This window comes from Bosea sp. ANAM02 (assembly GCF_011764485.1).
Lineage (GTDB): Bacteria > Pseudomonadota > Alphaproteobacteria > Rhizobiales > Beijerinckiaceae > Allobosea.
Window position 1 is genome coordinate 104,672 of record NZ_AP022848.1, and the last position, 19,606, is coordinate 124,277.

Here is a 19,606-nt window from a genome sequence, read left to right on the forward strand (position 1 = left end):
CAGGATGAGGGCTCGAAGGCGGCGCGCAGTCCAGTTCTCAGTGCGCCTCGTCCCAGTTGTCGGCGGCACGGGCCTCGACCGCGAGCGGCACACGAAGCTGCACGGCCGGATGCGGCGCCTCGACCATCACCGTCTCGATGATCGGCAGGGTCTTCTCGACCTCGGCCTCCGGCACCTCGAAGACGAGCTCGTCATGGACCTGCAGGAGCATGCGGGCATTGAGGCGATTGGCGGCGAGCGCCGAGTCCATCCGGGTCATCGCCCGGCGGATGATGTCGGCAGCGGAGCCCTGGATCGGGGCGTTGATCGCCTGCCGCTCGACGAAGGCGCGCTCGGACGGGTTCTTGGAGGCGACCGCCGGGAAATGGCAGACGCGGCCGAAGATCGTGGTGACCTGGCCATGGGCGCGGACATGGGTCTTGGTCTGGTCCATGTAGTCGCGGATGCCGGGGAAGCGCTCGAAATACTTGCGGATATAGGCGCTCGCCTCTTCGCGGCCGATACCGAGCTGGTTGGCGAGGCCGAAGGCCGAGATGCCGTAGATGATGCCGAAATTGATCGCCTTGGCCCGGCGGCGAACTTCGCTCGGCATGCCCTGGACCGGCACGCCGAACATCTCGGACGCCGTCATCGCATGGATGTCGATGCCATCGGCGAAGGCCTGCCGGAGCTGCGGAATCTCGGCGATATGGGCGAGCAGGCGCAGTTCGATCTGGCTGTAATCGGCCGAGACCAGTTTGTAGCCCTTCTCGGGCACGAAGGCCGTCCTGATCTTGCGGCCGGCCTCGGTGCGGATCGGGATGTTCTGCAGATTGGGCTCAGAGGAGGAGAGCCGGCCGGTGGTGGTCGCCGCCAGCGCATAGGAGGTGTGGACCCGGTTGGTCTCGGGATTCACATAGCCCGGCAGCGAGTCGGTATAGGTCGATTTCAACTTGGCGAGCTGGCGCCATTCCAGGATCTTCGAGGGCAGCGCATGGCCCTGCTCGGCGAGATCCTCCAGCACGCCGGCGCCGGTCGCCCATTGGCCGGTCGCGGTCTTCTTGGCGCCTTCCAGCCCCATCTTGCCGAACAGGATGTCGCCGAGCTGCTTGGGGCTGCCGATGGTGAACTTCTCGCCGGCGAGCTCGTAGATCTCGTCCTCCAGCCGCGCCAGGCCCTGCGCGAAATCGCCGGAGAGCCGGGAGAGGATCTGCCGGTCGATGGCGATGCCGCGGCGCTCCATCCTGGCGAGGACCTCGACCATCGGCCGCTCCAGCACCTCGTAGACCGCCGTCTTCTTCTCGGCGACGAGGCGCGGCTTCAGCGCGAGCCAGAGCCGGAGCGTGACGTCGGCATCCTCGGCGGCATAGTCGGTCGCCCGGTCGAGCGGCACCTTGTCGAAGGTGACCTGATTCTTGCCGGTGCCGGCGACCTGCGCATAGGGAATCGTCTCGTGGCCGAGATGCAATTCCGAGAGCTTGTCCATGCCGTGGCTGTTGCTGCCGGCATCGAGCGCATAGGAGATCAGCATCGTGTCCTCGATCGGGGACACGGAGAGACCATGACGCTCGAGGATGAGCAGGTCGTATTTCAGGTTCTGGCCGATCTTGAGCACGCCGGGATCGGCGAGCAGCGGCTTCAGCGCGGCGACGGCCTGTGCCAGTGGAATCTGGTCGGCCAGCAGTCCCTCGTCGAAGAGCCCGCCATCGCCGCCGCGGTGCTGGAGCGGGATGTAGCAGGCACGGCCCGGCGCGACCGCGAGCGAGATGCCGACGAGATCGGCCTGCATCGCGTCGAGCGAATTGGTCTCGGTGTCGAGGGCGACATGACCGGTTTCATAGGCCCAGCCGATCCAGCGTTCGAGATCGGCGAGCGTGCGCACGCATTCGTAGACGGAGCGGTCGATCTTGCCGGCGATCGCCTCGTTCTTGCGGGCAGCGGCGAGATCGGCCGGTTTCAGCCAGCCGTCTTCGCCACCTGTGGCGGCTGAAGCGGCCGCGGCAGGCGCGAGAGATGCCGCCGCCGCAATGCCGGGAGCCGCATCCTCTGCGGCATCGGCACCGGCATAGAGCGCCTTGAGCTCGGCCGCGCGCGCGCCACCAGGCGCCAGGTCAGGGTCGGCATCGACGGCGCCGACATCCGCCTCATAGGCCTCGGCGACGCGCTTGGTGATGGTGGTGAACTCCATCGCCTTGAGGAAGGCGATGAGCTTCGCCGGATCGGGCTGCTCCAGCGTCAGGTTCTCCAGCGGCGTCTCGACCTTCACGTCCTCGACGAGGCTGACGAGCTTGTGGGAGATGCGGACCTTCTCGATCACCTCGGGATTGGTCAGCGTTTCCCGGCGCTTGGGCTGCTTGATCTCGCCCGCCCGCGCCAGCAGGGTTTCGAGATCGCCGTATTCGCCGATGAGCTGGGCGGCCGTCTTGATGCCGATGCCGGGCGCGCCGGGCACGTTGTCGGTGGCGTCGCCCGCCAGCGCCTGCACGTCGGTGACCTTGTCCGGCGTCACGCCGAAATATTCGACCACCTCGGGCTCGCCGATGCGGCGCTCGGCGCGGAAGCCGGCGCCCTTCTTCTGGTCGCCGGAGGCCGGGTCATACATCGCGACGCCCGGCTTCACGAGCTGCATCAGGTCCTTGTCGGCGGAGACGATCAGGACGTCGGCGCCGGCCTCGCGGGCCTGTTTCGCGTAGGTCGCGATCAGGTCGTCGGCCTCGTAGACATCCTGCTCGACCGGAATGAGCCCGAAGGCCCGCACCGCCTCGCGCATCAGCGGGAATTGCGGAATGAGATCGGGCGGCGGATCGGAGCGGTTGCCCTTGTAGGCCGGGTAGATCGCCTTGCGGAACGAATTCTCCGACTTGTCGAAGACGATGGCGAGATGGGTCGGCCGGACGCCGAGCACGCCCTCGCGGACGAACTGGAACAGCTTCGTCGCGAAGAGCCGGACGGCGCCTGACGGCAAGCCGTCCGAACGGGCATTGTATTTCCGGTCCTGGTTGATCGACTGGAAATAGGCCCGGAAAATGAAGTTCGAGCCGTCGACCAGGAAGAGATGGTCGCCGGGCTTGAGGGCGGGGGCGGTCGTGGCTTTGTCGCTCATGGCGCGGACCATAAGCGGGAGGACGCAACCGGTCCATTGCATCCGGACGGCGATTCGCAGCAAGCTGGCCAAAATGCGTCAGGAGCGAAGTGCCCGTGAGTCCCTATGTCACCATGCCCCTCGTTTTCGAGGGTGTCCCGGAAGCGGAGATGCAGGGCCGGGCCGACGCCTTCCTCGCCCGCATGCGCAAGCGGCGCACGGTGCGCGACTTTTCGGAGAGACCGGTGCCGCGGGAATTGATCGAGACGGCGGTGCGCGTCGCCGGCACGGCGCCGTCGGGCGCCAACCAGCAGCCCTGGAGCTTCGTCTGCATTGCCGATCCCCAGCGCAAGAAGCTGATCCGCGAGGGTGCGGAGGAGGAGGAGCGCGCCTTCTATGCCGGTCGCGCCGGCGAGGAATGGCTCGACGCCCTCGCCCATCTCGGCACCGACGACCAGAAGCCTTTCCTGGAGACAGCCCCCTGGCTGATCGCGATCTTCGCGCAGCGCTGGGGCATCGATGCCGAGGGCAACAGGATCAAGCACTATTACGTGCCGGAATCGGTTGGCATCGCCACCGGCTTCCTGATCGCGGCGCTGCACGATGCCGGCCTTGCGACGCTGACGCACACGCCGGCGCCGATGAATTTCCTCAACGAACTCTGCGGGCGGCCCGACAACGAGAAGGCGCTGATCCTGCTCGTCGTCGGCTACCCCACGGAAGATTGCCTCGTCCCTGCCATCGGCAAGAAGCCGCTGGAGGAGATCGCGACCTTCCTGTGATCTCTCAGGGGCTGCTTGCGGCGGTGGCCGCGCGCAGCCTTTGCCGATCGATCTCATGAGGCAGGGTTGCCAGCGCGCGCTCACGACTGTCCGCGGCGAGGTCGCGCGCCGCTTCGGCGAAGCGCGGGTTCGTCGCGATCGTCGCCAGCGTGCGCTGCAGACGCAGGGCGACCTCGATCATCGCCGCGCCGTCGCGCGCGATCGGCACGATGCAGTCCTCGAGCAGCGAGTGCGGGACGAGCATCGGCACATGAACACTGGCCACCGGCTTCGGCACGTCCTCCGGCACCGGCCGCGTCAGAAGCCGGGCCAGCGAGGCCAGCACGTCGATCGCGGTGCCGGGGTCGTTGACGGCCGGTGACAACGCGCGCGAGGCGATCTCGGAGAGGACGATCAGCCCGAAGCGCGGGTCCTGGCGGAAGGAGCGGCGGTCGCCGATGATGAAGGCGTCCCGGATGTCTTCGGCCCGCTCCTCGTCGAAGGCGCTGGCATAGGCGAGCGTTTCGCCCCTGCCGACGAAGGCGCCGGGGATGCGGGCGACGTCGATCTCGCCGCCATCCTCGCAAAGCTGTGCCAAGGCCGCGATATCGACATGCTGGAGATAGCCGGTCCGATCCGCCGTGATCGCGCGGGCGCCGGCCGGCGGTGCGCGGCCGGGCTGCGCGCCCATCGTCCGGGAGACGGCATAGTCGTCCAATGCCTCGGCAGCGGCGGCTGCGACGCGATCGATCGTCTCGTTCATCCGGCCGAGCCGCGACAGCGCGTCGATCCAGCCGACGAAGGTCGCCACCACCACGGCGACGACCAGCAACGTCACGAGGAAGAGCAGCAAGCGCCCGCTGGAGCCGTAAAGGCCGGTGCTCAGCGCGATGATGCCGGCGAGGCTGAACAGGAACGCCCCGATGAAGGTCGCCAGAGCGTTCTGCGCACCGGTATCGGCCTGCAGGAGATAGGTCGCGCGCGGCGTCGCCGAACTCGCCGCCGCGCCATAGGCGGACACCATCGTCGACAGCGAGAAGATCGCAACCGTCAGCATCGACGATGCCAGGATGCCCAGCACCTTGTCGACCGCATCCGCACCGATTTTGGCCGATACGTCCTCCGGCACCAGCGGCGCCGCGACGATCGATGCGAGCGCGCTGGCGATACCCAGAAGCGCGAAGAGCGCCGCCCTCACCCAGAGGCGCTCCGAAAGCTGTTTCAGGACCCAACGCAGGCGTGTCAACGCGCTCTCCCCTCGGCACGGCTACAACATGGCCGGTGCCGAAGCGGTTCCGCAATCGCTCAGGCCGTGATCCTGTCGATCTCGGCGAGGTCTTCCGCGCTCAGCGCCCAGTCGGCCGCCTTGACATTGGCCGCAACCTGTTCCGGCTTCGTCGCGCCTGCGATGACGCTGGAGACCACGGGCTGCGCCGCCAGCCAGGAGAAGGCGAGCTCGACGAGCGTGTGGCCGTGCTGCTCGGCGAAGGCGGTCAGGCCCTCGATGCGGCGCCAGTTATCCGCGCTGAAGATCTCATCGGCGCGCTGCGGCAGCTTGGTCAGGCGCGCACCTTCCGGCATTGCCGCTCCGCGCTTGTACTTGCCGGTGAGCGCGCCATTGGCGAGCGGGAAATAGGGCAGCAGACCCATGCCGTAATGGGCGATGGCGGGGATCAGGTCCTTCTCGGCGCCGCGCTTCAGCAGGCTGTACTCGTCCTGCGCCGAGGCGAAGCCGGGAATGCCGAGATCGCGCGCCGTCCACTGGGCATCGGCGACCTGCCAGGCGACGACGTTGGAGCAGCCGATATAGCGGACCTTGCCCTGGCGGACGAGGTCGTCCATCGCGCGCAAGGTCTCCTCGATCGGGGTCAGCGGGTCGGGCCGGTGAAGCTGGTAGAGATCGAGCCAGTCGGTCTTGAGGCGCCGCAGCGAATCCTCGACCGCGTTCATGATGTAGCGGCGCGAGCCGCCCTTCTTCACGCCCTCGGCATCCATGTCCATGCCGAACTTGCTGGCGAGCACGATCTGCTTGCGGCGCGCGCCCAGCACCTCGCCGAGCGCCGTCTCGGAACCGCCGCGCTCGCCATAGATGTCGGCGGTGTCGAACAGGGTGATGCCATGCTCGATCGCGGCATCGACGACCTTGCGGGTCGCGTCGAGGTCGATGCGGCCGCCGAAATTGTTGCAGCCCAGCCCGACGAGCGAGACTCGCAGGCCCGAGCGGCCGAGATTGCGGAATTGCATGGTGATGATCCTTCCCCTGAGAGGCGGCAGAGGATCAGAGCGAGCGGGCAAGGGCAATCGCCCGGCATGTCATCCGCGGGCTGCGCTGGGCGCAGACCCCTAAACGAAAATGCCCGGGCGCGCGCCCGGGCATCTGAACTCAGGCCACTTCGGCCTTCTGCTTCTGGGCTCGCTTGCGGTCGTTCGGATCGAGTATGCCCTTGCGCAGGCGGATCGACTTCGGCGTGACCTCGACCAGCTCGTCATCGTCGATCCAGGCCAGCGAACGCTCCAGCGTCATGCGGATCGGCGGGGTCAGGCGCACGGCCTCGTCCTTCGAGGTGGTCCGGATATTGGTGAGCTTCTTGCCCTTGAGCACGTTGACCTCGAGATCGTTCTCGCGGGTGTGCTCGCCGACGATCATGCCCTGATAGACCCGCCAGCCCGGCTCGATCATCATCGGGCCGCGATCCTCGAGGTTCCACAGCGCATAGGCGACGGCCTCGCCGGTCTCCATCGCGATCAGCACGCCGTTGCGGCGGCCTGCGATCTCGCCCTTGTAGGGCATGTACTCGTGGAAGACGCGGTTCATGATCGCGGTGCCGCGGGTATCGGTCAGGAGCTCGCCCTGATAGCCGATGAGGCCGCGGGTCGGAGCATGGAAGACGAGGCGCAGGCGATTGCCGCCGGACGGGCGCATCTCCAGCATGTCGGCCTTGCGCTCGGCCATCTTCTGCACGACGACGCCGGAATGCTCCTCGTCGACGTCGATCAGGACTTCCTCGATCGGCTCGAGAAGCTGGCCGTTGTCGTCGCGCTTCATGACGACGCGCGGACGCGAGACGCCGAGTTCGAAGCCCTCGCGGCGCATGGTCTCGATCAGGATGGCGAGCTGGAGTTCGCCGCGGCCGGAGACGATGTAGCTATCCTTGTCGGAGGCTTCCTCGATCTTCAGCGCGACATTGCCCTCGGCCTCCTTGAACAGGCGGTCGCGGATGACCCGGGTCGTGACCTTGTCGCCCTCGGTGCCGGCGAGCGGGGAGTCGTTGACCGAGAAGGTCATCGACACGGTCGGCGGATCGATCGGCTGGGCCTTGATCGGCTCGGTGACGGAGGGGTCGCAGAAGGTGTCGGCGACGGTGCCCTTCACCAGCCCGGCGATCGAGACGATGTCACCCGCGACCGCTTCCTCGATCGGCTGGCGCTCGATGCCGCGGAAGGCGAGGATCTTCGAGATGCGGCCGGTCTCGACGGTGGTGCCGTCGCCCGAGAGCACCTTGATGGTCTGGTTCGGCTTCGCCGTGCCGGAGGTGACGCGGCCGGTGATGATGCGGCCGAGATAGGGATTGGCCTCCAGCAGCGTGCCGATCATGCGGAACGGGCCGTCCTCGACCTGCGGCTCCGGCACGTGCTTGAGGATGAGGTCGTACATCGGCGCGAGGCCCTGGTCCTGCGGGCCTTCCGGCGAATCCGCCATCCAACCCTGCTTGCCCGAGCCGTAGAGGATCGGGAAGTCGAGCTGCTCGTCGGTGGCGTCGAGCGCGGCGAAGAGGTCGAAGACCTCGTTGATGACTTCCTGGGTGCGGGCGTCCGGCTTGTCGACCTTGTTGATCGCGACGATCGGCTTGAGGCCGAGCTTCAGCGCCTTCGAGACCACGAACTTGGTCTGCGGCATCGGGCCTTCGGCCGCGTCGACCAGCACGATGGCGGAGTCGACCATGTTCAGGATGCGCTCGACCTCGCCGCCGAAATCGGCGTGGCCGGGGGTGTCGACGATGTTGATGCGCGTGTCCTTCCAGACGACCGAGGTCGCCTTGGCCAGGATCGTGATGCCGCGCTCCTTCTCGAGATCGTTCGAATCCATCACGCGCTCGGCGACGCGCTGGTTCTCGCGGAAGGCGCCGGACTGCTGCAGGAGCTTGTCGACGAGGGTCGTCTTGCCATGGTCGACGTGCGCGATGATGGCGATGTTGCGCATGGACATGCGGGTCTGGGCCTTGCTTTCAAGGCCACGAGCCGGTCTGGAGCGATGCCCCGCCGGCGCAGCCTGTTTCACGTGAATCTGGAATTCGTTGCGCTGCACATAAACGCTGGCGGGCTTTTCGGCAACCGCCGAGCCTGCCTAAAAGTAAATGCGCTCAAGACTCCGCCAGCGCCCGCTGCCGCTCGGCGACGGCCCGGCCGACCTGATCGATGGCGAGCCGATAGGCGGCGAGCGCGGCGGTGTCGAGATCGCCCTTGGCATAGTCGGCGAGGACCTGCGTCAGGATCTGGTCGGCCTCCCGGCCGAGCCGCATCAGCTCCGCCTCGTCCTCGCAGGAGCGGATGACGGTCAGAAGCTCCAGCAACGCATCGAGGCCGGCCATGGCGCGCCGGCGCCGGTTGGCACTCTCGCGGCCGAGCAGGGCGGCCCCGCCGGTGCCGAGCGCCGAAAGCGCCATGGCACCGATATAGAACCAGTCGCCATAGCGGTCGAAGAAGCTCTCCTGCTCGCCGTCGATATAGGCGGCGGCGCCGGAATGGACCGGCAACGGCGCGTCCTTGTCGGTCGAGGGCGTCTCCAGTGCCTGGACGGCCGGCAAGTCCGCGGCGAGCGTCAGCCGCAGGCCGAGAATGTCCTTGGTCAGTTCGCCGACGAGATTGTCGTCCAGGCTCTGTGCCGCGACGAGGCGCGAGGTGATCGAGATGGTCTGCAGGCTCTGGGCCGGGCGCGGCGGATCGCCGCCCAGGGCACCGCGCACGATCTCGCCGGATTCGATCGCCCGGTAATGCGCGGCGAGCGCATCGGCCTCGCGCACCGGGATCAGCACGGGATCGTTGCCCCAGGCCTCGCGCAGGCGGCGCAGGCCGTCATTATTGGTGTGGGAGCCGACGGCGTTGATCGAGAAGAAGACGTCGATGCGCCTGTCCTTCGCCGCCGCCACGATCTCCTCCTGGCCGAGCCTGACGATCTCGACCTCTTCCGGCCGGACTTCGTATTGCGCCAGCACCCGCTTCAGCAGGTCGATATTGGCGGCCGGATTGCGGCCGACACCGATCTTGCGCCCGCGCAGATCGGCGATGCGGCCGATCGCGTTCTCGCTGCGGGTGATGAAGAACGGAAAGGTCCGGCGCGTGATCAGGACCGTATCGGCTTTCGAAGGCATGGCGATATCGGCACGCAACATGGCGAGATCGGCCTGGCCGGCATCGATCCTCCTGGCGCTGTCCTCGGAGCCTTCCGTCAGCACGAGGCGCAGGCGTACCGAGGCCTTGTCGCGGTTGAGGCCCTGCACGAAGGCCGCCGCCATGCGGGCATCCTCGGAGCCGAGCGGCCCGACCGCGAGGCGCAGGGTCCGCGGCTGGCCGATATAGTAGAACGCCGCCACGACGAGGCCGGAGGCCGCCAACAGGCCCGCCACCATCGTCAGCCCGCGCCTGCCCATGCCCATCCGGATCAAGCCGTCCCCCTCTTCCCCCTGCCCGAACATGGCTTCCTTCGTCATCATGTCGCAAGTACGGCATGCACGGGCGCGCGGACCGTGCTAAACGCCGGGCCATGTCCGATGGTTCACCCTTCCTGATCAAGATCTGCGGCCTCTCGACGCCCGAGACGCTGGAGGCCGCACTGGCGGCCGGCGCGGACATGATCGGGCTGAATTTTCATCCGAGAAGCCCGCGCCGCGTCACGCTGGAGCGCGCCATGGAACTGGCGGCGATCGCGCGCGGCCGGACCGAGATCGTCGCACTCGTCGTCGACTGGAGCGAGCGGGAGGCGGCCGCGCTTGCCGAGGCGCTCGATCCCGACTGGTTCCAGTTCCATGGCCGCGAGACGCCCGAGCAGACCGCCGCGCTCCGCCGTGCCGTCGGCCGACCGGTGATGAAGGCGCTCGGCATCGCGACGGGCGAGGACCTCAAGGCGGTCGCCGCCTATCGCGATGCGGCCGATCTGATCCTGCTCGACGCCAAGCCGCCGAAGGATGCCGCCTTCCCCGGCGGGCACGGCAAGACCTTCGACTGGGGCCTGCTCGCGAATCTCGACCCTTCCCAGCGCTTCATGCTATCGGGCGGGCTCGATCCGGCGAATGTCGCCGAAGCGATCCAGGTGACCCGTCCGGCGGGTATCGACGTATCATCCGGCGTCGAAAGCGCGCCGGGGGTCAAGGACCCCGCAAGGATCGCGGAATTCATCGCATCGGCCCGCAAGGCCGCGGCGGCAGGACAGGAAAGCTTGAGCGCATGAACGCCCCCTCCAGCCCGAACAGCTATCGCAACGGCCCGGACGAGAACGGCCGCTTCGGCCTGTTCGGCGGCCGTTTCGTGGCGGAAACGCTGATGCCGCTCATCCTCGAGCTCGAAGAGGCCTACGGTGCCGCCAAGGCCGACCCGGCCTATCATGCCGAGATGGGCGAAGGGCTGAAGCATTATGTCGGCCGACCCTCGCCGCTCTATCTCGCCGAGCGGCTGACCGATCACTTCGGCGGCGCGAAGGTTTATCTGAAGCGCGAGGAGCTGAACCATACCGGCTCCCACAAGGTGAACAACGTGCTCGGCCAGATTTTGCTGGCGCGGCGCATGGGCAAGAAGCGCATCATCGCCGAGACCGGCGCCGGCCAGCACGGCGTGGCGACCGCGACGCTCTGCGCCCGCTACGGGCTGGAATGCATCGTCTACATGGGCGCAGTCGACGTCGCCCGGCAGGCGCCCAACGTCTTCCGCATGCAGATGCTGGGCGCCAAGGTCGTGCCGGTCGAATCCGGCACCAAGACGCTCAAGGACGCCATGAATGAGGCGCTGCGCGACTGGGTGACCAATGTCGCGACGACCTTCTACTGCATCGGCACGGTCGCCGGCCCGCATCCCTATCCGGCGATGGTGCGCGATTTCCAGTCGATCATCGGCAAGGAGACCCGCGAGCAGATGCAGGAGGCCGAAGGCCGTCTGCCGGATTCGCTCGTCGCCTGCATAGGCGGCGGCTCGAACGCGATGGGGCTGTTCCATCCTTTCCTCGACGACGCTAGCGTCGAGATCTACGGGGTCGAGGCCGCCGGCCACGGCATCCCGAGCGGCCTGCATGCGGCCTCGCTCACGGGCGGGCGGCCGGGCGTGCTGCACGGCAACCGCACCTTCCTGCTGATGGACGATGACGGGCAGATCAAGGACGCCCATTCGATCTCGGCCGGGCTCGACTATCCCGGCATCGGCCCGGAGCATTCCTGGCTGCACGATGTCGGCCGGGTGAAATACCTCTCCGCCACCGACGAGGAGGCGCTGGAGGCGTTCCAGCTCATCTCAAGGCTGGAAGGTATCATTCCAGCGCTGGAATCCGCGCATGCGCTGGCCCGTGTCGCCGAGCTCGCCCCGCAGAAGCCCAGGGATCACCTGATGGTGGTCAATCTCTCGGGCCGTGGCGACAAGGACATCCCGCAGGTCGCGGAAATCCTGGCGGCGCGCTGACACCTGGCGGTCCTCGTCCAAAGTTCTAGGCGAAGCCCCTCGACTCCCGCAGCGTCAACGGCAACCATGAGTTGCTTCCGGTGCCTCAGCACCGGGTATCGTTGCTTGGAGCGGGACCGGGGCCAGTGGGGGGCAGCGGTAACGACGACAGTCCGGAGGTCTCCGGGCCTGCCTCGGCCGGCCTGCCGGTCGAACTCGCCTTCCTGACGCGCCACGGCCTGCCGCCCTCGTTCCTCGCAGGTGCGGCCGGGAGAGCCCGGCGCAATCGTACCGAGCCTGTCCGCGAGGCCATCGCGCTCGGCCTGATCGACGAGATCCGCTTCTACCGGGCGCTCGCCGCCGAGATGGGGCTGGCCTTCGCCGCACAGCCGCCACGCCTTCAGCCCGGAGGCGCTCATGACGCCATCCTGCGCCAGGGCGTCGCGCCCACGGCCGACGACAGGCGCTTCCGCTTCATCCTCGCGCCCGACGGGGCGGCGCTGCGACGGATGATCGAAGCCGGACCGCGCAACCGCGACGATATCGCGGTCACGACACCACGCCGCTTCGCCGACGCCCTGCGCCACAGCAATGCCGGCACGTTGGCGGAGCATGCGGCCGGGCTCGATCCCGCGGGGCTCGACCGCGACAGCGCCCGCACCGGGGCGAGCCGGGGACAGGTGATCGCCGCCGGCTGCGGCATCGCCACTGCGGCGCTCGGCGGCGTCTTCGCTCCCCTCGAAACCTTTTTCGGGCTCGCGCTGCTGCTCGGCCCGCTCTTCCTCGGCTTGATCCTGCTGCGGCTTGCGGCCTCGATCGAGCGCTCGTCGCCCGATCTCTGGCGCAGCCATCGCTGGCGGATCGACGATGCCCGCCTGCCCGTCTACACGGTCGCCGTGCCGCTCTACCGGGAAACAGCCGTGCTCCGGCAGTTGACGGATGCGTTGCGTGCGCTCGACTACCCAGCAGCCAAGCTCGATATCCGTCTGCTGATCGAAGCCGACGACAGCGCCATGCGCAGCGCACTGGCGCAGATGGCGCTGCCGTCGCATTTCTCCGTGACGATCGTCCCGCCCGGCTTTCCCCGCACGAAGCCGCGCGCTCTGAATCTTGCGCTGCTCGAAGCGCGCGGCGCGCTCTTCACGATCTTCGATGCCGAGGACATCCCCGATCCGCTGCAATTGCGCATGGCGGCGGCGCGCTTCCTCGGCGGCCCGAAGCAGCTCGGCTGCCTGCAGGCGAGGCTGGTGATCGACCATGCCGAGGAGGGCGTGCTGCCCGGCCTGTTCGCGCTGGAATATGCCGGGCTGTTCGAGGTGCTCAACCCCGGGCTTCTGCAATTCCAGTTGCCGATCATGCTGGGCGGCACGTCCAACCATTTCCGCACGGAGGCGCTGCGCATCGTGGGCGGCTGGGATGCCTGGAACGTGACCGAGGACGCCGATCTCGGCTTCCGGCTGGTGCGCGCCGGCTATCGCATCGGCGACCTGCCCTCGAACACACGCGAGGAGGCGCCGGTCTCGATACCCGCCTGGCTCAGGCAGCGCTCGCGCTGGATCAAGGGCTATATCCAGACGCTGGTGACGCATTCGCGCGCGCCCCTGCGGCTGATGCGCGAGGCCGGCCTGGCGGCGACCTTCGCCTTCCTGTCGCTGGTCTTCGGCACCGTCGCGACGGCACTCGGCTATCCCGCCTTCGCCGTCGCCGCGCTGATCGCCTATTGGGACGGCTCGCTCTTCGCGCCGGTCGGTACCGCCGCCACCCTGACCTCGACCATCGCGCTCGGCGTCTGGCTGCTCGGCAGCGCCGCGCTGTTCGTGCCGCCGATCATCGGTGCGCTGCGCCGTGGGGCGCCGGATCTCCTGCTGCTCGTACCGCTGCTGCCGCTCTATTACGCGCTGGTCTCGGTTGCCGCCTGGATGGCGTTCTACGACTATTTCAACCGCCGCTTCGCCTGGAACAAGACCGAGCACGGGCTGGCGCGCCGGCGCCCGCCGGTCGAGCCGGCTACGAGTGACGCAGCCATTCCGCTGCCGCCTGCGCCGGAGGCTGCTCGATATTGAAGGCGCCGACGAACTTCCCGTCCTTGCCCATCAGATAGACCAGCGCGGTGTGGTCCATCGTGTAGTCGCCATCCTTCAGCGGCACCTTCTTGGCATAGGCGCGATAGGCCTTGACCACGGCATCGATCGCCGGCCGGTCGCCGCTCAGGCCGACAATCCGAGGGTCGAAGGAGCCGAGATAGCTTTTCATCACCTCGGGTGTGTCGCGCTCGGGATCGACCGTGATGAAGAGCGCCTTGAGCCCCTTCGCCTTGGCGCCGTCGCCGGCCGCGCGCAACGCTTCCGAAATCTCGAAGAGCTTGGTGGGGCAGATGTCCGGGCAATGGGTGAAGCCGAAGAAGACCAGGAAGGGCGAACCCTTCAGGTCGGTGTCGGAGAGCGGCTTGCCTTCCTGCGTCGTCAGGGTGAACGGGCCGCCGACGCTGGCCGTGCCGCTGCCGCCGCCCTGGCGACCGGGCGCGAAGGTCAGGATCGCGGCTGCGGCGAGCGCGAGCGCGCCGGCCAGGAAGACGACGAGGGGCAGGACGAGACGGCGGTTCACGGAGTTATTCCCAGCAGGCGGCCGCAGCCGCGATAGACTATTTTGTATGCATCGGCTTGGTCCGAAAACCGGTTCCCACTTTTCGGGCCGATGCCTAGAAACAGGCCACGATGGCGGCGATCAGACCGTCGGTGAAAAGCCGGTCGCCTTCGCGCCACCAGAGCAGCAGGCCGGTGAGGAACAGGGCGAAGAAGCCTCCGCCGATCAGCATGAGGCCGAGACGGCTCGAAGAGCCGTCCTGCGTCTGCGTTGTCTCGTCTGCCTGCGACATGGGCACAACCTAGCGCCGGATCGCGCCGTCCGAAAGCGGGCGGCGTGACGCAGGGGGCTCACGATGCAGCGATACGCCCTGAACACGATATATGCCGTCATGGTCGGGCTTGTCCCGACCATCCACGTCTTCGTCGATGCAAGGCGGTGTCCAGGACGTGGATGCTCGCCACAAGGGCGAGCATGACGAACTGGAGCAGCGTCGTGGTCACGAGATGCCCGGGTCAAGCCCGAGCGTGACGGCGGAGGTTCCGCTCACTTCACCGGGAAGGTCAGCGGCGAGTAGTCGGTCACCGGGCGCTTGATCCAGTCGTTGCCGGGCGCCGCCGCTTCCGTCCGCTTCTGGCCTTCGTGGAGGCGCAGGGCCGCGGCCGGATAGTCCATGGTCAGGACGGTGCCGTCGCGAACGACGAGCCTGCCATCGACATAGACGCGGTCCACGGCGCGCTCGGCGGCGGCATAGACCATGCTGCGCACGGGATCGCGGCGCGGCTGCATCATCGGGTGCTTGAGATCGACCATGACGAGGTCGGCCTTGCAGCCCGCTTCCAGGCGGCCGATGTCGTCGCGGCCGAGCGCGGCGGCACCCGCCGTGGTCGCGGCCTCGAAGATGTCGGTCGTGGTGAGCGTGCGCGGGTTCTCCGCCATCAATCGGGCGACATAGCCGACATGGCGCATCTCCTCGAGCATGTTGTGCGGATAGGTGTCGGTGCCCAGGCCGATGCGGATACCGGCGCGGCGATAGCGGCCGAAATCGTCGAGCGCGATGCCGCGGCGCATGAACACCGTCGGACAATGGGCCACCGTCGTACCGGTCTCGGCCAGCAGCCCGAGGTCACGCCGGCTGTGCCAGGCGACGCGTGGGTAATCGTCGAGGAAGATGCCGTGACCCACGATGCTGGTCTCACCGAGCACACCGAGCTTCTCCAGCCATTGGATGGGCGCAACGCCGTGGCGGCGGGTGATCTCGTGGAATTCGACCGTCGACTGGGCCGCGTGAATCTGCCAGGGCAAGCCACGACGACGCGCCTCGGCGTAGCTGTCCTTGATCAGCCCTTCGCTGCAGGTGTCGATCTGAGACGGGGAAACCATCGCGAAAAGCCGGCCCGACGGATGCTTCTGTGCCTGCTCGATCACCGCGAAGGCCTGCTCCATGGCCGCGACGCCGGCCTTCTCGTCCCATTCGTATTCGACGACATGGCCGTTCTTCGTGTACCAGCGGGCCGAGCGGAACATCGGCGAGACGCAGACACGCAGGCCGCTATTCGCCGCCAGATCGAGCCAGCCGGGATGGGCGACCGACATGTCGGCGAGCGTCGTGACACCGGAGAGCAGGAGCTCGGAATAGGCGACCTGCACGCAGTCCGGCACCGCCTCGGCATCGGGCCGCAGGATCGGCATGAACTCGTAGAGCGAGGAATTGTAGAGCGCGGGCGAGCCGAGCTCGTCGAGGAAGCCCTTGTTCAGCGCCTCGCTGGAGGGATGCGAATGGATGTTGACGAGGCCGGGCATGACCATGCGCCCGCTGCCGTCGACGGTCTCGTCGGCCTGCCCCTCGTAGCGGGGGCCGACATAGAGCAGCGTACCGTCCTCGAAGGCGACGTCTGCGCCGTGCAGATAGATGTGCCGGGAGGCTTCAGCGTCCCAGGCGACAACGACTTCGGCATTCTTGATGACCGTGATCGTCATGACATTTCCTCCCTAGCGGCAGACATAAAAAAAGCGCCGCACGGTTCTCACCGCGCGGCGCGTCAGACGCTCAGCGCTTCAGCTTGATGTCGAGGCCCTTGTAGAGGCCGGCGCCATAGAGACCATGGGCGCGGACGCCCTCGACGCGATCGGTCGCGACGACCCAGAGCGGCTGCGAGGACAGTGGCACCCAGACATTCGCCTCGGTGAGCTGGGTCTGCACCTCGGCCAGAGCCTGCTTGCGCTTGTCGGCATCAGTGGCCATCGAAGCGGACCTGAGAAGCTCGTCGGTCTTGGGATTCTTCCAGTTCATCCGGTTGGGCGTCGGAGCCTGCTGGCTGCGGAAGTAGAGGCTCATCGCCTCCGTCGCCGTCACATAGGGATAGGACATCAGGAAGGCGTCGAATTCCTGCGTCGCCAGCTTGCCCCAGGCGACGGTCGCGTCCCAGAGCTGGATCTTCATGTCGATGCCGACCTTGCGCAGGTCCGCCTGCATCGCCTCGGAGATGCGCGGGTTGTCGCTGTTGCGGATGCCGTAGACGGTGAAGCTGGCCTTTTCGCCATCCTTTTCGCGGATGCCATCCCCACCCATCTTCCAGCCGGCGTCTTCCAGCAGCTTGGCGGCCGCTTTCGGATCGTGCTTCGGCATGATCTTGGCCGAGTCCTTATCGTAATCGACCACGGCGGGATTGAGCAGGGAGGGGAGGCTCCTGCCTTTGCCGAAATAGATCGCCTTGGCGATCGCTTCCTTGTCGACCGCCATATTGGCAGCCTCGCGGATCGCCTTGTCCTTCACCACGGGCTTGTCGACCTTGAAGCCCATGAAGACGTCGTAGATGTAGTTATCCTGCCGCTGCACGGTCATGCCGGGAATGCGCTGCATGGTGTCGAGCGCGATATAGGGCATGTAATAGGTCACGTCGGCCTGCTTGGCCTGGATCGCGGCCATCAGCGTGTTCGACTCGGGGATGACCTTCCAGACGACCTCGTCGATCTGCGGCTTCGGGTTCTTGTAGATCGACGGGCCCCAGTTGTAATGCGGGTTCTTCTTGAGCACGAGCTCCTGGCGCGGGGTCCATTTCGACCAGCAATAGGGGCCGGTGCCGTTGAAGCCCTGCACGCCGAAATTCTGGCCGAGCTTCTCGACCGTGTCCTTGTCGACCACCGAAGCGAAGGAGAGCGCGAGCTGGAACATCAGGTCGCTATAGGGCTCCTTCAGCTCGTAGATCAGGGTGGAATCGCCCTCGGCGCGGATGTCCTTGACCGGGCCGGCGCGGAAGGAGACCGGCGACTTGTTGGCCGGATCGACCCAGCGCTTCAGCGAATAGACGACGTCGTCGATGGTCATCGGCCGGCCGTCGCAGAACTTGACGTCCTTGCGGATCTTGAAGGTGTAGGTCTTGCCGTCGGGCGAGACGGTCCAGCTCTCGGCGAGGCCGGGCTTGATCGTCTTCATGTCGAAATCGACCGTCACCAGCGTGTCGGCGAGCATGTACATCACCTCGGCCGCCGCGGTCGCCGTGGAGCGGATCGGATCGTAGCGATCCGCGTCGATCACGCGCAGGATGGTGAGCGGAGCCTTTTGCTGGGCAGCGGCCGGCATGGCCGAGAGAGCCGCGGCGGCGGCGCCGGCGAGAAGCAGAGTCGAACGTTTCAGCATCGAACAAATCCCCTTTTTGACGCTTCTTGGTTGATATCGGCTGCTATTTCCGCAGCTTCGGATCGAGTGCATCCCGCAGCGAGTCGCCGAGCACGTTGAAGGCGAGCACGACCGCGAAGATCACCAGGCTCGGCAGGACCGAGACATGCGGCGCGAAGAACAGGAAGTTGCGCCCGTCCGCCGCCATCGCTCCGAGCTCGGCCGTGGGCGGCTGGGCACCGAGGCCCAGGAACGACAGCGCGGCGCCGAGCAGGATGACCTGGCCGAAGCGCAGGGTCACGAAGACGAAGATCGCCGAGAGGCAGTTCGGCAGGACATAGCGCAGGATGATGCGCAGGTCGCTCAATCCCAGCGAGCGCGCCGCCTCGATATAGCCCTGCTGCAGCACGACCAGCGCCGAGCCGCGCACCACGCGCGCCATCAGCGGCACGGTGGCGATCGAGAGCGCGATGATGACGGCAGGCAGGCCGGGACCGAAGATCGCGGCGATGGCGAGGCCGAACAGGATCGCGGGAAAGGACAGGAGGATGTCCATGCAGCGCATCAGCACGCCCGATGCCTTCGGATAGAAGGCGGCCGAGAAGCCGATGACGCCGCCGATGGTGCAGCCGACCGCGACGGAGGCCAGGCCCATCAGCAGCGTCGTGCGCAGGCCGAAGAGCAGCCGGGTGATCATGTCGCGGCCCTGGCCGTCCGTGCCGAGCAGCCCCGCCTCGCCCGGGGGCTTGAGCGTATTGGCGAGATCGTTGCCGAAGGGATCGGTCGGCGCGAGCCAGGGCGCGAACATGGCACCGAGGACGGCGAGCACGACCAGCGTCAGCGCCACGCAGGAGCCGACATCGGAGAGCAGCATCCGGAAGACCGTCTTGCGGCGAACGGGCGTAGCCGCGGCGACGCTCACGGCGGCTTCCACCGTCCCGGCGCCGGGCTGGAGAGCGCTGCGCTCTAGCTTCACGGGCGAATTCATCAGGTGCCCCTCACGCGCGGGTCGAGCACGGCATAGAGGACATCCACCGCGAGATTGACCAGGATGAAGCCGAGTGAAAGCATGATGATCGTGCCCTGCGCCATCGGCAGGTCGCTCGACAGGATGGCACCGACCGCGAGACGGCCGATGCCCGGCCAGGAGAACACCGTCTCGGTGACGACGGCGCCGCCGAGCAGGAAGCCGATCTGCAGGCCGATCAGCGTGACGACCGGGACGAGCGCGTTGCGCAGGGTGTGGCGCAGGATGACCGCGGTCTCGCCCAGCCCCTTGGCGCGGGCGGTGCGGACATGATCGGCGCCGAGCTCGTCGAGCACCGAGGTCCGGGTCATGCGGGCGACCGGGCCGACGAAGACGCCGCCCAGCGTGATCGCCGGCAGGATGATCCCCTGGATGCCCTCCCAGGTCCAGAGCGGCCCGGTGCGGCCGGTGAAGGGCAGGACCGGATAATAGAAGCCGAAGAGCCAGATCAGCCCGAGGCCGAGGAAGAAGACCGGCAGCGAGACGCCGGCGACCGAGACCGCCATGATCGCGCGGTCGATCAGGGAACCGCGGTAATAGGCGCCGACGGTGCCGAGGAACATGCCGAGCGGGATCGCCCAGACCAGCGAGGCCAGCATCAGCTCCAGCGTCGGGCCGATGGTGTTGCCGAGTTCCTGCGTCACCGGGACGTTGTTGATGATGGAGACGCCGAGATCGCCCTGGAGCAGGCGCCCGATATAGATCGCGAACTGCTTCCACAGCGGTTCGTTGAGGCCGAGTTCCTGGCGGATCGCCTCGACCACGTCCTGCGTCGCGGTCGGGCCGGCGCGAACCTGTGCCGGGTCGGTCGGCACGACCTGCATCAGCAGGAAGCCGATCAGCAGCACGCCGAACAGGACCGGCAGGACCAGCAGCAGCCTTTGCATCGTATGTTTGAGCATCGCGGGCGTCCCGGC

At 67.2% G+C, this 19,606-nt stretch carries 15 protein-coding genes; 4 read left to right on the forward strand and 11 right to left on the reverse strand.

What is annotated here, in order from left to right; all coding sequences use genetic code 11:
• Positions 1-37 precede the first annotated feature (37 nt).
• The gene (polA, locus tag OCUBac02_RS00535; protein ID WP_244639047.1) at positions 38-3,082 is read right to left on the reverse strand and encodes a DNA polymerase I; all 3,045 of its coding nucleotides are present in this window, start codon (positions 3,080-3,082) and stop codon (positions 38-40) included.
• Positions 3,083-3,177: 95 nt separating this feature from the next.
• Here polA and OCUBac02_RS00540 point away from each other — a divergent pair, with 95 nt between their 5' ends.
• On the forward strand, positions 3,178-3,843 hold the full coding sequence (locus OCUBac02_RS00540; RefSeq protein WP_465247746.1) for a nitroreductase family protein: 666 nt from the start codon (positions 3,178-3,180) through the stop codon (positions 3,841-3,843).
• 4 nt (positions 3,844-3,847) lie between these two features.
• Here OCUBac02_RS00540 and OCUBac02_RS00545 read toward each other — a convergent pair whose 3' ends face one another.
• The 4 genes from OCUBac02_RS00545 to OCUBac02_RS00560 all read right to left on the reverse strand — a co-directional run bounded on the left by OCUBac02_RS00545 (position 3,848) and on the right by OCUBac02_RS00560 (position 9,530).
• A complete protein-coding gene (locus OCUBac02_RS00545; RefSeq protein ID WP_173043051.1) occupies positions 3,848-5,068 on the reverse strand; it encodes a DUF2254 domain-containing protein in 1,221 nt (406 codons plus the stop codon).
• Between the two features lie 59 nt (positions 5,069-5,127).
• Positions 5,128-6,066 (reverse strand): aldo/keto reductase, encoded by a 939-nt coding sequence (locus OCUBac02_RS00550; RefSeq protein ID WP_173043052.1) that lies wholly within the window; start codon positions 6,064-6,066, stop codon positions 5,128-5,130.
• A gap of 139 nt (positions 6,067-6,205) precedes the next feature.
• Positions 6,206-8,029 (reverse strand): translational GTPase TypA, encoded by a 1,824-nt coding sequence (gene typA, locus OCUBac02_RS00555; RefSeq protein ID WP_047578856.1) that lies wholly within the window; start codon positions 8,027-8,029, stop codon positions 6,206-6,208.
• 154 nt (positions 8,030-8,183) lie between these two features.
• Entirely contained in the window at positions 8,184-9,530 is a 1,347-nt protein-coding gene (locus tag OCUBac02_RS00560) for a TAXI family TRAP transporter solute-binding subunit (RefSeq protein WP_173043053.1), read from the reverse strand.
• 53 nt (positions 9,531-9,583) lie between these two features.
• On the opposite strand from OCUBac02_RS00560, the gene OCUBac02_RS00565 reads away from it, so the two are divergent.
• The 3 genes from OCUBac02_RS00565 to OCUBac02_RS00575 all read left to right on the forward strand — a co-directional run bounded on the left by OCUBac02_RS00565 (position 9,584) and on the right by OCUBac02_RS00575 (position 13,523).
• The gene (locus tag OCUBac02_RS00565) at positions 9,584-10,267 is read left to right on the forward strand and encodes a phosphoribosylanthranilate isomerase (protein ID WP_173043054.1); all 684 of its coding nucleotides are present in this window, start codon (positions 9,584-9,586) and stop codon (positions 10,265-10,267) included.
• Positions 10,264-11,481 carry a tryptophan synthase subunit beta gene (gene trpB / locus OCUBac02_RS00570; RefSeq protein WP_173043055.1) on the forward strand — a complete coding sequence of 406 codons (1,218 nt, stop codon included), beginning with the start codon at positions 10,264-10,266 and terminating at the stop codon, positions 11,479-11,481. The genes OCUBac02_RS00565 and trpB overlap by 4 nt, the downstream gene beginning before the upstream one ends.
• Before the next feature lie 125 nt (positions 11,482-11,606).
• Positions 11,607-13,523, forward strand: coding sequence for a glycosyltransferase family 2 protein (locus tag OCUBac02_RS00575; RefSeq protein ID WP_173043056.1), 1,917 nt, complete (start codon positions 11,607-11,609; stop codon positions 13,521-13,523).
• On the opposite strand, the gene OCUBac02_RS00580 is transcribed toward OCUBac02_RS00575, so the two are convergent.
• From OCUBac02_RS00580 to OCUBac02_RS00605, 6 genes are all read right to left on the reverse strand, one after another.
• Entirely contained in the window at positions 13,468-14,064 is a 597-nt protein-coding gene (locus tag OCUBac02_RS00580; RefSeq protein ID WP_173043057.1) for an SCO family protein, read from the reverse strand. The two genes, OCUBac02_RS00575 and OCUBac02_RS00580, sit on opposite strands and share 56 nt — an antisense overlap.
• A gap of 94 nt (positions 14,065-14,158) precedes the next feature.
• Positions 14,159-14,335, reverse strand: a complete 177-nt coding sequence (locus tag OCUBac02_RS00585; protein ID WP_156134478.1) for a hypothetical protein — start codon at positions 14,333-14,335, stop codon at positions 14,159-14,161.
• A 254-nt stretch (positions 14,336-14,589) separates the two neighbouring features.
• Positions 14,590-16,023 (reverse strand): amidohydrolase family protein, encoded by a 1,434-nt coding sequence (locus OCUBac02_RS00590; RefSeq protein WP_173043058.1) that lies wholly within the window; start codon positions 16,021-16,023, stop codon positions 14,590-14,592.
• A gap of 70 nt (positions 16,024-16,093) precedes the next feature.
• Positions 16,094-17,683, reverse strand: a complete 1,590-nt coding sequence (locus tag OCUBac02_RS00595; RefSeq protein ID WP_173043059.1) for an ABC transporter substrate-binding protein — start codon at positions 17,681-17,683, stop codon at positions 16,094-16,096.
• Positions 17,684-17,726: 43 nt separating this feature from the next.
• Complete coding sequence (locus tag OCUBac02_RS00600; RefSeq protein ID WP_173043060.1) at positions 17,727-18,650, reverse strand: ABC transporter permease; 924 nt, start codon at positions 18,648-18,650, stop codon at positions 17,727-17,729.
• Complete coding sequence (locus OCUBac02_RS00605; RefSeq protein WP_173043061.1) at positions 18,650-19,591, reverse strand: ABC transporter permease; 942 nt, start codon at positions 19,589-19,591, stop codon at positions 18,650-18,652. Before OCUBac02_RS00605 ends, OCUBac02_RS00600 begins: the two co-directional genes overlap by 1 nt.
• Between the last annotated feature and the right edge of the window lie 15 nt (positions 19,592-19,606).

Bases quoted from the DNA above. Each gene is read 5' to 3' on its own strand.
- polA (WP_244639047.1), bottom strand. From the start codon at position 3,082: ATGAGCGACAAAGCCACGACCGCCCCCGCCCTCAAGCCCGGCGACCAT.
- OCUBac02_RS00550 (WP_173043052.1), bottom strand. From the start codon at position 6,066: ATGCAATTCCGCAATCTCGGCCGCTCGGGCCTGCGAGTCTCGCTCGTC.
- typA (WP_047578856.1), bottom strand. From the start codon at position 8,029: ATGTCCATGCGCAACATCGCCATCATCGCGCACGTCGACCATGGCAAG.
- OCUBac02_RS00560 (WP_173043053.1), bottom strand. From the start codon at position 9,530: ATGACGAAGGAAGCCATGTTCGGGCAGGGGGAAGAGGGGGACGGCTTG.
- OCUBac02_RS00565 (WP_173043054.1), top strand. From the start codon at position 9,584: ATGTCCGATGGTTCACCCTTCCTGATCAAGATCTGCGGCCTCTCGACG.
- trpB (WP_173043055.1), top strand. From the start codon at position 10,264: ATGAACGCCCCCTCCAGCCCGAACAGCTATCGCAACGGCCCGGACGAG.
- OCUBac02_RS00585 (WP_156134478.1), bottom strand. From the start codon at position 14,335: ATGTCGCAGGCAGACGAGACAACGCAGACGCAGGACGGCTCTTCGAGC.
- OCUBac02_RS00590 (WP_173043058.1), bottom strand. From the start codon at position 16,023: ATGACGATCACGGTCATCAAGAATGCCGAAGTCGTTGTCGCCTGGGAC.
- OCUBac02_RS00595 (WP_173043059.1), bottom strand. From the start codon at position 17,683: ATGCTGAAACGTTCGACTCTGCTTCTCGCCGGCGCCGCCGCCGCGGCT.
- OCUBac02_RS00600 (WP_173043060.1), bottom strand. From the start codon at position 18,650: ATGAATTCGCCCGTGAAGCTAGAGCGCAGCGCTCTCCAGCCCGGCGCC.
- OCUBac02_RS00605 (WP_173043061.1), bottom strand. From the start codon at position 19,591: ATGCTCAAACATACGATGCAAAGGCTGCTGCTGGTCCTGCCGGTCCTG.